Here is a 12,614-nt window from a genome sequence, read left to right as displayed (position 1 = left end):
ATCCTTACGGCGCCCTTGCTAGCGCAGTCCCATTCTCCGAATGCCTATCAGTTTTCCGCTCCGGCACAGGCGGTTATTCAGCGGCTTTCCTCCTTTGGAGCACTCGATGCACGCGACTGGCAGTGGCATGAAGGCCCTGTGGAACACGGTGAAAGCCCCGACCTCGATACTTCCAGCTGGAAAAATGTTCGGCTGCCTTTCTACGCGTCGCCGAAGGAACTTTGGCTTCGCCGCTGGATTGAGATTCCCAAGACGCTTAATGGATACGATCTCACCGGTACCCGCATTACCTTCAAAATCGATGTCGGCGGCTTCGGTCCCGGTCGCGGCTATCTCTACGAGACCATCTATTTCAATGGCCACCGTGTTGACGAAGGCACTTATCTCGCGCGACGCACTCTGATCGAAAGCGCGAAGCCGGGCGACAAGGTTCTGATAGCCGTCCACATGCCGCTTACCTATGAGGTTAAGCATTTTGAAGGGGCCTCCGTCGAGGTAAACTTCCTTTCCAAACGGCCCAATCCCGCCGCGCTCGCTACAGAACTGGTCTCGGCGGCGCAGCTTCTCCCGACCATCGTCAAAGACCCAGCCGACCTTACGTCACAGGAAAACCTCCTCGATTCCGCAGCAACCTCCGTTAGCCTTGCATCGCTCGATGGGGATGACCAGTCTGCATTTGATACCTCGCTGATCAAAGCACAGGCCGCACTTGAGCCTTTGAAGCCACTCCTTAAAAAATTCTTCATTCAGCTCACCGGCGACGCACACATTGACGCAGCCTGGCTGTGGACCGCCTCCGAGGCTGTCGACCAGGTACGCTTTACCTTCTCGAGCGCTCTCCAGATGATGCGCGAATATCCTCAATACACCTTGTCCCAGTCCAGCGCGCAGTATTACGAATGGATGGAAGAAAAGTTTCCCGGGATATTTGCTGAGATCCAGAAGCGCGTGAAAGAGGGGCGATGGGAGTTAGTCGGCGGCATGTGGGTCGAACCCGACCTCAACATGACGGACGGCGAATCGCAGGTCCGTCAACTTCTACTGGGCAAGCGCTACTTTCAGCAGAAGTTCAATGTCGACGTCAAAATTGGATGGAATGTCGACTCCTTCGGCTACGACTGGCAGCTCCCACAGATCTATAAGAAGTCGGGCATCGACTACTTTATCACGCAGAAACTTCGTTACAACGACACCAATCCGCTTCCACTCAAACTCTTCTGGTGGCAGTCACCTGACGGCAGTCGCGTCCTGTCCTACTTTCCGCACGATATCGTGCAAGGGACCGAAGCCGATGAGATGGCACGCGACCTTGCCGTCGCTATCAAACTCAATCCGGGCCAACAAGAGCTGATGCACGTCTACGGCCCCAGCCTGGGGAGACTCAATATCACCGGTGCGCGTGAGTCCATCGAGAATGGCATTGACTGGTCCAATCCCAACCGCATCTACCCGCGTGTCGAGTTCCGCACCTCTCAGTCATTCTTCAACGATATGAATTCGCATATTGCTACTACCGGCATGCCCGTCTGGAACTATAAGACCCTGGCCGCCGGCGACACGCATCTTCCTGTTCAATCCGATGGCAGGATTCACCTTCCCGTCTGGAACGATGAGATCTATCTCGAGCATCACCGCGGTACCTTTACCAGTCAGGCTGCTCAGAAGGCCAACATGCGTCACAGTGATGAGTGGTTGCTCGATGCCGAAAAATACTCCTCGCTTGCATGGCTCGGCGGTCTTGAATATCCCGGCGAACAACTGACGGAAGCATGGAAGAAGAAAGCTTTCAATGAGTTCCATGATGTCGCCGCCGGGACTGCCATTGCCCCCGTCTACAAAGATGCACAGAAGGATTATGACGAAGCTCACAGGATCGCCTACGAGGCTACCAGTAACGCGCTTCGCGAACTTAACAGCCACATCAATACGGCGATGCATCCCGGCGTACCCATCGTCGTCTGGAATCCATTGAGCTGGGACCGCTCCGGCATGGTCACTGTCTCTGTGCAAATGCCACAGCCCACCCCCAATGGCATCAGCGTACTCGATGCTGACAATAAACCTGTACTCGTGCAGGTCTTATCCAAAGACGAAGCAACGAACACATACCATCTGCTTCTTCGGCCTGGAAACGTGCCCTCTGTTGGGTATACCGTTCTTCACGCAGTCCCTGGTCAACGCAAAGTTACGAGCGACCTCGCACTGCGTGGAACCACGATGGAGAACGCATTCCTCCGCGTCACGCTCGATCCGAAGACCGGCTGCATCACGAGCCTTTATCAAAAAAAGGTGAAGTTTGAGAGCATCGTCCCTGGTCAATGCGGCAACAAGCTGGAGACCTTCGTCGACACCGGCCGGAGCCTAACCGAGCATAATCTCGACAGCATCCGCGTCGAAGATGCATGGAACATCGATAAGGACTACGACAAGCAGGAGACCGACCTACTCGCACTTAGCAGCATCGAGACCATCGAACGCGGTCCGCTTCGTGAAATCATTCGCATCACTCGCCACTGGAGCAAATCCACTTTTGTACAGGACATTACTCTCTACGCCTCTACTCCTCATGTAGATGTGGTCAACAATATCGACTGGCATGAGACCCACGTGCTGCTCAAAGCCAGCTTTCCGCTTACCGCAACAAGCTCTGCTGCGACTTACGAGATTCCCTACGGCAGTATCGAGCGCAGCACCTCGCGCAACAATCCTGTCGATGCCGCTCGCTTCGAAGTTCCCGCGTTGCGATGGGCCGATCTTGGCGACAGCGAACATGGATTCAGCCTCATTAATGACTCCAAGTACGGCTATGACGCACTTGGCAACGTGCTTCGCCTCTCACTGTTACGCGCTCCTCTTTATCCTGATCCAACTGCCGATCGAGGGCATCAGCACTTCACTTACTCGCTTTATCCGCACCCTGGCTCGTGGAAGAAGGCCGAAACCGTCCTGCGGGCTTATGAATTCAACTATCCGATGCAGTCTTTCCAGGTCGAAGCGCATACAGGAGATCTGCCAGCAAAGCATTCCCTTGTGCGCGTTGCTCCCGACACCCTCGTTCTGACAGCGATGAAGAAAAGCGAAGATGGCGATAGTCTCATCCTTCGCTTCTATGAATGGGCCGGCGAAGACACCCATGCGAAGATCACCGTGCCATTCGGGGCCTCCAGGGTGCTTGAAACCAACCTCATGGAGCAGGACCTCAAGGAGGCCAACACAAAGGTCACTTTTCACAAAGGAGAGATTGATCTTGATGCAGGGCCGTATTCGATCAATACAGTGCGGCTGCTGTACCCAGCGCATGGCAAGAGTTTTTGGCAGGTGCAGGGAACATCACATAACGGCTCTCGTAGGCTCACTCGGTCTGAGGAAAATTAAATGGAAAAGACGAAGCTGTAGTTCCCGCAGGCTTCGTCCTGATCATCTGCTATGAGTGTTTCTGAAAGGCAATCTATTCTGCTGGCCTGTCCTTCCAGGAACAAGATATGTCTACGCTGACCCGGTGTCTGCTGATGAAGCAACTTGAATGGCGGGGAATCATTTTTTGTTTATCGGGAAATTTTGGAGGCGCGGGTCGGGATCGAACCGACGCATAAAGGTTTTGCAGACCTCTCCCTTACCACTTGGGTACCGCGCCCCGGTGGGCTGCTTACTCTTTCCAGCCCTGCAAATAGCTTGTCTAGGAAGTGTAACTCAGGCAGGGATTCTTTGGAGCGGGAGACCGGGGTCGAACCGGCGACATCTTCCTTGGCAAGGAAGCACTCTACCACTGAGCTACTCCCGCTCTCACATCCTCAGTATAACGATCCCTGTCATTGTGGTCAAACAGGTGCTGGCGGCTGCAACTCTATGAAATCGGCGGACCTTTAGTCCGGTAGCCGGCGTTCAAAGGCGATGCGTGGACCGGCCGTATTGTCCTTCCGGTGACGCACGATATGCGGCGTGATCAGCAGGACCAGCTGGCTAGTATCCAGCTCTGAAACCTTGTTTGCGGTCGCCGTCTGGAAGCCCGGAAGCTCCCCGAGACCGGGTAGTCCACTCACCGCTGCAGCCTCAGTGCGAGAGAGGGAACTGGCGAGCAGGGCGCTCTCACCGTCTTTGACCGTAATGGTGGAGACATACTGCCTGTTCGCCAATACGGGAATGTTGTTCAACGACGAGCTTCCCAGTGCCTCGATCTTCAAATCGAGTTGCATGGTCACCTGGCCGGACTTCTGCACGGTCGGTGTGGCCTTCATGGTCAGTCCAAGATCTTCAAACTGAATCTGAGGAATTGTTACGCTGGTCGCCTGGCTGATAAGGGACTGTGCGCTGACGCCATTGATGGTTGCCCCAGCCAGCGATCCAGGCAGTCCCGTAATGCCGCTGCTGTAAGTTGACGTGATGATGGGATAGCGAGTGCCGGAGCGAAAGGTTCCAGTCTCACGATCATTCAGTCTCAGTTTGATGGTGTCGAGCACACGGGTGTCGCTCGAGTTGAGAGCCAGCTGAAAGGTGGTTGCTGCATTGGTGGTCACACCCGACATTGTTAGCCCACCGCCGAAGAATCCGATTGTGTTGGCAAGCAAGGAGCTCTGAACCAATCCCGAGGAGATGAGCGCAAGGGCAATGGTGATATCGTTGGCATCCGCGGGCACCAGCCCCTGCGAGATCGCCTGATCGACAAGGGACTGGTTGGCACTCACGATATCGTGAGCTGCGCTCTCAGCGTTGTACACCCCGATCTGCTGCGGAAGCTGGGCTCCGATCTTGCGTTGCCGCGTACGATCGACCGAGTAAAGGTTGATGTCCAAGACTACTTCAGCTCCACCATCGATCAGGTCGGTGAGAATCTGGTCGATGGCCGAGATCGTGTCCTGTGGCGCTCGTACGGCAATCGTGCCGCCATTGCTCTGAATGCTGGCTTTTTTTACGTCGAAGACATTCTGTACGACTGTCCCCAACTCTTTCATCTGTGCGGAGGTGAAGCCCGGGATGTAGATCGTCTCTTCCAACTGCGGCTCCAGACGTTCGCGGTTCTGTTGCGTGTCTTTCGCGACGATGACCGTATGTTCGTCTAGAGGAACTGCGAAGGCGTGCGCCATGCTCAGGATGACGTCGGAAGCGCGTTCATAGCCCATCTTTTCCAGGTCGATTCGCATCGGCTGGTTCGCTACGGATTCATCCATAACGGTACGAATGCCGTAGAGCGAAAATACCTGCTGAACCACCTGTTGGGTCGTTCCGCGAAGATGAAGGTCACTTTGTTCGGCGGAAGGAGACAGCACAATCGGGCCAGCCAGCCTGTCTGTCCGGCGCTCGAAGGGATTTCGACCTGCGCTTCGAACCTGTGTCTCGAGACGCGACGGGGGCTGAGAGGCAATGTTCATGTGCTGGCTGACGATGTTGTTCTCCGGATCCAGTCTGTTGGCCTGGGCGAGCAGAGCATCTGCCTGATCAGGATGCCCCAGCAGCCTTGCTCTTCCAGCCTGCTGCACCAACTCGGTGACTCGGTGTTCGTGCGCCAGTGTTGCTGCCTGTACGTATTCCAATCTGGTGGGAACGATCTTCGACGCCTTCAAAAAGGCCTTTTCGGCAGCCGCAAGCTCTCCTCGATCCAGGAGACGGGCACCCTCAAGGTAGGCATTGTCCGCTTCACGCAGCTGGCGTCTGGAGAACTCTTGAGAGGAATCTGTGCTTGTCTTTGAAGCCGCATCGGTCTTTGGAGGCGCAGGATCCGGAGGCTGCTGCGCATAGCTGACGCAGGTCAGCGCAAGCGACAACGCTACCGTTTTTACACAGAACCGGGAAGCATTGTCTTGCGGAATCTTTGGCATAAACTGCTGCAGCTAAGACGCAGGAATGGGCTAGCGGACACCCGTGGCACTGCGGTTGAATGTCGACGCAATACTCTGAATGCGCGGACGTTCACTTGCAGGTGGCCGACGCATTCCGTAGCGAATCTGGGTAGAGTCCATCTCCAACTCTGCAAGTGTGCGGCTCAAAGTATTGCGGTGCATGCCGAGTTCTTCGGCTGCCTTGCACTGATTCCCGCGATGCTGTGCAAGCACCTCGAGGATGTAGCGTCGCTTAAACTGGCGAACCGCCTCGGAGTAGGAAACTCCTGAACTGTACATTTGAATGACGAGAGCGTCCAATTCGCGCTTCAAAGGTTTACTCCTCGCTGGGTCGTCTTACTGCGACACTTCTCATTGTGAACTTAAGGACGCGATTTGATCCAATCGTCCGCATTGTGCTTGAGATCGGATCCACCGGCCTGAATAAGCTGCTGGAGGTCGTGAGGTACAACGAAGGATACCGCATGTGACCCCTCAAGGAAATAGGGTGCAAGGCGAGAATTTTTAATCCACCCGGCTGAAGGAAGGAAAGCAGTTACGGCCATCAGGATAGCCACACCGAGCAGACAGCCGCGGACAGCCCCGAAGGCTGCCCCGCCCATGCGGTTGAAAAAGCCGAGCCCGATCGCGTGCGCTGAGGTATGAATGATCCTTCCCAGCACCGCAGCAATCACCATGATTCCTACCGCAATCAGAAGAAACGCAACAACGCTCGCAATTGCCGGATTGGAGATTAGGCCTGAGAGCCTCTCCGCCACGCGCGAATAGTTCCAGGCGGCCAGCAGAATCCCGCAGATCAACCCCGCAAGCGAAAACAGCTCCAGTACCAGGCCGCGGATAAATGCCTGAATGGCCGAGATGGCGAGGATTGCGATCAGCAGCCAGTCCAGGAAGTTCATAGCTCGTTGCGGCCACTGATCAGCCGGAAGGCTTCCAGGTACTTTTCTCTCGTCTTCGCAATCACATCTTGGGGGAGCGAAGGGGCAGGCGCCTGTTTGTTCCAGCGGATCGACTCCAGGTAGTCTCGGACGTACTGCTTATCAAACGAAGGCTGCGGTCCACCGGGAGCATAGGATTCCGCCGGCCAATAACGGGATGAATCGGGCGTAAGGACTTCGTCGGCAAGAACGATCTCGCCGTCGATTACTCCGAACTCAAACTTGGTGTCCGCAAGAATCAGGCCGCGGCTCTCAGCATGCTTTGATGCCTTCTCAAAGATTGCAAGCGTCAGTCTGCGCAGCTCATTCGCATTGTCCTCGCCTACTGTGCTGATGACGTCGCCGAACGAGATGTTTTCATCGTGGCCGCCGGTGTTGATCTTGGCCGCCGGGGTAAAGATTGGCTCCGGAAGCCTGTCCGACTCCTGCAGCCCTGGGGGCAGAGCGATGCCGCAGACAGCGCCGGTCGCCTGGTAGTCCTTCCATCCGGAGCCCGAAAGGTACGCACGCACGACACACTCTACCGGGAACATCTTCGCGCGACGCACAATCATGCTGCGACCCTTCAGTTGATCCAGATAGAGTGCAAGAACCGAGGGAAACTTTGCGCTCTCTGCCGTGATGACGTGATTCTTGACGATATCGTTCAGGAAGTCGAACCAGAATAGCGAAAGCTGCGTTAGGATCCTGCCCTTGTCGGGAATACCGCTGCCGAGTACATGATCGAACGCAGAGATGCGATCCGTTGCGACAAACAACAGTTCGTCTTCATTCAGCGAATAAATATCACGAACCTTGCCGCGGGCAGTGAGCGGAAGCGATCCAAGCCGGGTTTCCAGAAGGGCAGTCTGCATACCCTTTGACGGTATCACCTTCCAGCCTGCGCAGAACCTGTTATCGCAAGGGGAGAATCACATCAATCGCGGGCTTTCCGTCCTCTCGCGACGGGCAGTGGAAGTGCACCGTCCGTCTCTGCGGGTCTGTCTGGGCTGTGGCTGCCCCGGGGTTACATTCATCATCGCCAAAGGAAGCTCGCTGCGAGAGATGGCGCATAAAGGGAACCAGGCGAGGGCGGTAGAAGACAATCATGTCGAGCCCTGAATTTCCGCTGGCGTCCGTATCCCAAGGGCTCTTCTCGAGGATGTAAGGGCCAGTCAGTTGCGAGATATCGGCAGCGGTCCAGTCGAAGACACGCGTGAGGGGAAGCAGCAGGGTAGAGCCAATCAGTGGAGTCAGCAGAATGGCTGCACTGGGTGCAGTGAGCCACCTTGGCCGCATCAGGCTGAACCTTGCGAGAAGAATCTCGTAGCCAGCTACCGCCAGCCAGCAGATTACCGCATTCATCCTGGTTGAGGTCATGCTCCACTGTGTAGCAATAAAGCCCACGCGCAGAAGAACCAGAGCGCAAGCTAGAACCAGGATTCCTCGTCGGAACTGAATCGGCAGCTTCCACCAAAGCATACGGAGCAGAAGGACTGCTGCTGTCAGTAGTCCCAACAGGCCGAAAGTCAAGGGCAGATGCATTTGGCGGTAGCGACTCAGCGATCTTGATTTCTGTGCGGAACGCAGCAGCGGTCCCGCGCGGAGGTCTATACAGTCTTCAGGCTACCGCACGTCGAGTGCCGTTGTCGTCGCGGCGGTTCAGGTTGACGCTGACCACCTTGGATACCCCGGGCTCTTGCATGGTGACGCCATAGATCACATCGGCCTGCGCCATCGTGCGTTTGCTATGGGTGATGACTACAAACTGGGTCGTCGCACTCATATCGGCAATCAGCTTGGCAAATCGTCCTACGTTGGTCTCGTCCAGCGGAGCGTCCACCTCGTCGAGGATGCAGAAGGGAGCCGGCTGGAACTGGAAAATGCCGACCAGCAAGGAGAGTGCTGTTAGCGCCTTCTCTCCACCGGAAAGCAGAAGGATGTTCTGCAGCTTCTTCCCCGGAGGGGAAGCCACAATGTCAATTCCGCTTTCGGCTGAGTTCTCGGCATCGGTCAGCCGCATGAAAGCCTGACCGCCGCCAAACAGCTTCGAAAAGGTTACTGAGAAGTTGTCATTGATGACCTGGAAGGCCTCGTCAAACTTCTGGCGCGAGATCTCATCGATCTCCTTGATGGAAGCCTGCGTGTTCTCAATGGAGTCCAGAAGGTCTTTCCGCTGTGTCTCAAGAAAGGTATGACGCTGTGCTGTCTCGTTGTACTCATCAAGAGCCATCATGTTGACCGGACCCATGGCTTCGAGCTTCTGCTTCAGCCCGCGCGAGGCCTCCTCCTCCTCGTGCAGGGCATCGCCTTCGATGCGGGTGATCGTTTCATCACCACGCAGGACAGATGCCTCTACAGCCAGGTCGTTCATACAGGTGGCATCAATGTGCTCGATGTCCGAGGCCAGCTTGGCTGCGCGAGCTGTATGGGCGGCACGCTGCTCCCGTAGCGACTCGGTCTCATGACGAAGGGAACGCAGCCGCTGATCCAGCTCGGCCATGGCCACCCGCAGCTCATTTGCCTGTGTGGTCAGCTGTTCTCCGTCGGCAAGAGCGTTCTGGCGTATCTCGGCGAGTTCCGACTGTTGCGCAGCGAGACTTTCCGTCTCCTCTTCGCGGCGCAGCTTTTCAGTATTCGCCGCCGCCAGTTGCTGTTCCAGCTGCTGAATCCGCTGATTCTGGCTGTTGTGAAGGCGCTGCGTCTGGTCGAAGTTCGCCTGCGCGTTGCGTCGGCGCTCCTCCAGGCCGGCCAGGGCTGCTGAGGCCTCCGCAGCCGATTGCTGCAGCTGCTCACGACGGCCGCGCAGTTCATCCAGCTGCGCCTGCAGCGCGGCGAGTGTGCTCTCCAGCCCCGCACGCTCCGCCTCAAGCCTCTCGGCCTCTTGCTGCTTGCGCTCGACCAGATCCTGTTTCTGTTGCTGAGCGTCGCGATTGCGCTCTATCGCCAGCGTCCATTCCTGCAGTCTGCGCTCTATGCGAGCTGCTTCAGACTCCATTTGGCGAAGCGCTGCACCAGAGTTTGCCGCTTCTCGCTCGGCCTCGCGGAGTTCCAACGTCTTTGTATCGATGGTGGCGTTCAGCTCGGTCATCTGCCGCTGTAGATCTGCTGTATGCAAGTCTGCCTGCGTCAGAGCGGCCTGCGACTGCTCAATCTTGTGCTGTACCTCAGCTAGCTCACGCTTGAGCGCCAGGGGACCCTGGGCCCGCGGACGTCCTCCCGTTACGGTGACATTGTGGAACGTCTCGCCAGTGGGAGAGAGGAAGAAGGCGTGTGGATTCGACAATGCCAGGGTGCGCGCCGTATAGGAGTCCGGCGCCACGTAGCCTTCGCGCAACTTGGGTAGGATCACCTCAAGGGATCGCCCAAAGCCGTCCAGTACCCGCACGCAGTCGCGCAACGGCACCACTCCCTCAATCTGGGCAGGGTTTGTAGGAGCTTCGCTCTCCATGCCCTGCGCGAAAGAGAAATTGGCCTGCGCGGCGTTGGGGTGGACGAGGAAGGTTGCGCGGCCCTCCACATCTGTCTGCAGAAGCTCCATGCCTGCATCCGCAGCATCCCAGCTCTTCACGACAACAAAGTTCAGCTCGTCGCGCAGAAACTCGTCGACGACGCTCTCGTACTTTCCATCCACTTCAAGAAAGTCCGCCAGCGTTCCCACCGGAGCGACCTTGCCGGAAGCTGCAGCCTCGTTCGACTTGAAGATGTTCCGTACCGTCTCGGTCGAATAGCTGTGATCGCGAATCAGCCCTTCGATTGAGCCCTTTCGTCCGTTCAGGGTAGCCAGTTCGCCGCGAAGTTGATCTCCGCGCCGCTTGCTTTCGTTCTCTTCCCGGCGGTGCGACTCGATCTGCTGACGCATCTCGGCGATCTCGGTCTCCAGCCGCTTCAGGCGCTCGGTCACAGATTCAAAGGAGAGCTTTACCTGTCCCCGCTGCATCCCCAGCGTCTCCAGCTCCTGGCGTGCAATCTCGCTCTCGCGCTCCAGGCGGTGGGCCTCCTCTTCCAATCCAGCGAATGCTGCTGCGGCCTGGGCCTCCTCGTTGCGCGTCTGCGAGATGCGTTGCACCAGTTGCAGTGTCTGGCGACGGTTCTGCTCCGACTGCTGTTCCGCGCCCTGCAGCGAGCGCACAGCGCTCTGCGCCTCGCTCTGCTGTTGCTGCACCGACTGGCGAGAGGTGCTCGCCTCGTGGGTGGCGTTTGCAAGAAAGCTACGATGCTCCTCAAGCTCAGCCGCAAGGGACTGCAGTTGTTCCCGGGCCTGCGCCAGTTCTTCGTCGCCGGTTGCAAGTCGCTGCGTCAACTCTGCAATGCGGTCGGCATTCGATGCAGATCGTGCCGTGATTCTCTCCAGCTCGACGGCGGACTGGTTTGCCTTTCCTGCCGCCTCGCGAATCTGCTGATCGAGCGTGTAGCCGCGGCTGATGCCTTCGCTGTGTTCGGCGTCCATCTGCTCCAAGGCGGCGGCTTGCTGATCGATTTGAGCGCCCAGCGCCGCAATCTTTTCGCTGGCATCTGCGGCCTCGGTATCCAGTTGAGCCATCCGGCTGGCCAGAACTACGCGCAGCCGCGTGCGAAGCTCGTCCCGCAGAGCGCCATAGCGCTCAGCCTTGGCCGCCTGTCGCTTCAGCGTGCCCATCTGGCGGGTAACCTCTTCGAAGATGTCGTTGACGCGCGCCAGGTTCTGTTTTGCCGACTCCAACCGAAGCTCGGCCAGTCGTTTTTTCGTCTTGAAGCGGGTGATCCCGGCGGCCTCCTCGATGATGCTGCGCCGGTCCAGAGGCTTGGAGCTGAGAAGCTGGCCGATACGCTCCTGCCCGATGATCGCGTAGGACTCGCCTCCGAGTCCTGTTCCCATGAAGATGTCCTGAATATCGCGCAGCCGGCAGATCTTGCCGTTGAGCAAATATTCGGATTCGCCCGAGCGGAACAAGCGCCGCGTAATGGTCAGCTCGCCTGCACGAACAGGAGCGCGGTTGAATTTGCGTCGCCGGATTTTGAGCACCACATTGCCCGCGCTTTCTGTACCTTCATGCGCTGCCTCTGCAGCTTCCCCCTCGATCACCGTTCCCGGTTGCGCTTCGGCGACGGCATCTTCCGTCTCCTGGGCGTGCTGCTGCCTCATGGCTGCTTCGTCCCAGTCGGAGACCTCTGCCGCAGGATCCTCCGGGTGGACATCGGTCACGACCACCTCCGGAGCATCCGGAGAGAGCGTGGCCCCGTCGTATACCTCGGGATCGACCAGCGTGAGCGATACCTCGGCCATGCCGGTTGGTTTTCGGTCGCGCGTGCCGGCAAAGATGACGTCTTCCATCTTGATGCCGCGAAGGCTCTTGGCCGACTGCTCGCCCAGCACCCATGTAATAGCATCGGAGATGTTCGATTTGCCACATCCGTTCGGGCCGACGATCGCGGCGATGCCTTCACCGGAGAGCTGGACCTCTGTTCTGTCGCAGAACGATTTGAAGCCGAGAATCTGGACCTTCTTGAGCTTGAGCAAAGTCACCTCGCTGCTGTGCGGTCGTTTTCCACCAGGGAGGAGAGCACAGTAGTTAAGACTGTGCTAACTCTAGCGTCAGAAAAGGCTGGAATCAACGGTTTCAACACTACCTGTTGTGGATAAGGTGTACCAAATACTACCAATGGGTGGTATTCGCGAGATTAGCCCCTGAAGATCGAGCAATTTACCCTGCTCTCCCCGTAGGATTATCGCGAGAGTGTGGGGTTTCAGTATGACGTCCCCATGGTGAGGGACCTCCCCGTCCGTTGTCCGTCCGGGCGGAAGCCCAGAGAGAGTTGCGCGGGGATGACTATGTGAAACTCTAAGCAAAGGCATGCCATGTGCTTGCCATGGGCCAACTGG

General features: G+C 57.3%; 7 protein-coding genes and 2 tRNA genes. 1 reads left to right on the top strand and 8 read right to left on the bottom strand.

What is annotated here, in order from left to right; genetic code table 11:
* Positions 1 to 15: 15 nt before the first annotated feature.
* On the top strand, positions 16 to 3,375 hold the full coding sequence (locus GWR55_RS07540) for a glycoside hydrolase family 38 C-terminal domain-containing protein (RefSeq protein WP_162401720.1): 3,360 nt from the start codon (positions 16 to 18) through the stop codon (positions 3,373 to 3,375).
* Between the two features lie 184 nt (positions 3,376 to 3,559).
* On the opposite strand, the gene GWR55_RS07535 is transcribed toward GWR55_RS07540, so the two are convergent.
* From GWR55_RS07535 to smc, 8 genes are all read right to left on the bottom strand, one after another.
* Positions 3,560 to 3,634, bottom strand: a tRNA-Cys gene (locus GWR55_RS07535).
* Positions 3,635 to 3,706: 72 nt separating this feature from the next.
* A tRNA-Gly gene (locus tag GWR55_RS07530) sits at positions 3,707 to 3,781 on the bottom strand.
* Positions 3,782 to 3,863: 82 nt separating this feature from the next.
* Positions 3,864 to 5,813, bottom strand: a complete 1,950-nt coding sequence (locus GWR55_RS07525) for a type II secretion system protein GspD (protein WP_162401719.1) — start codon at positions 5,811 to 5,813, stop codon at positions 3,864 to 3,866.
* Between the two features lie 30 nt (positions 5,814 to 5,843).
* Positions 5,844 to 6,146, bottom strand: coding sequence for a helix-turn-helix domain-containing protein (locus GWR55_RS07520; protein ID WP_162401718.1), 303 nt, complete (start codon positions 6,144 to 6,146; stop codon positions 5,844 to 5,846).
* 50 nt (positions 6,147 to 6,196) lie between these two features.
* Positions 6,197 to 6,733, bottom strand: a complete 537-nt coding sequence (locus GWR55_RS07515; protein ID WP_162401717.1) for a CvpA family protein — start codon at positions 6,731 to 6,733, stop codon at positions 6,197 to 6,199.
* Positions 6,730 to 7,626, bottom strand: a complete 897-nt coding sequence (locus GWR55_RS07510) for a phosphoribosylaminoimidazolesuccinocarboxamide synthase (protein ID WP_162401716.1) — start codon at positions 7,624 to 7,626, stop codon at positions 6,730 to 6,732. The genes GWR55_RS07515 and GWR55_RS07510 overlap by 4 nt, the downstream gene beginning before the upstream one ends.
* A 40-nt stretch (positions 7,627 to 7,666) precedes the next feature.
* On the bottom strand, positions 7,667 to 8,131 hold the full coding sequence (locus GWR55_RS07505) for a hypothetical protein (protein ID WP_162401715.1): 465 nt from the start codon (positions 8,129 to 8,131) through the stop codon (positions 7,667 to 7,669).
* A 241-nt stretch (positions 8,132 to 8,372) separates the two neighbouring features.
* Positions 8,373 to 12,251 carry a chromosome segregation protein SMC gene (gene smc, locus GWR55_RS07500; protein ID WP_162403831.1) on the bottom strand — a complete coding sequence of 1,293 codons (3,879 nt, stop codon included), beginning with the start codon at positions 12,249 to 12,251 and terminating at the stop codon, positions 8,373 to 8,375.
* Positions 12,252 to 12,614: the final 363 nt, after the last annotated feature.

It is taken from the genome of Edaphobacter sp. 12200R-103 (genome assembly GCF_010093025.1).
GTDB lineage: Bacteria > Acidobacteriota > Terriglobia > Terriglobales > Acidobacteriaceae > Edaphobacter.
The sequence above is the reverse complement of the archived record's forward strand: the minus strand, read 5'-3'. Positions and strand labels throughout refer to the sequence as shown.

Bases quoted from the DNA above. Each gene is read 5' to 3' on its own strand.
- GWR55_RS07525 (WP_162401719.1), bottom strand. From the start codon at position 5,813: ATGCCAAAGATTCCGCAAGACAATGCTTCCCGGTTCTGTGTAAAAACG.
- GWR55_RS07515 (WP_162401717.1), bottom strand. From the start codon at position 6,733: ATGAACTTCCTGGACTGGCTGCTGATCGCAATCCTCGCCATCTCGGCC.
- GWR55_RS07510 (WP_162401716.1), bottom strand. From the start codon at position 7,626: ATGCAGACTGCCCTTCTGGAAACCCGGCTTGGATCGCTTCCGCTCACT.
- GWR55_RS07505 (WP_162401715.1), bottom strand. From the start codon at position 8,131: ATGACCTCAACCAGGATGAATGCGGTAATCTGCTGGCTGGCGGTAGCT.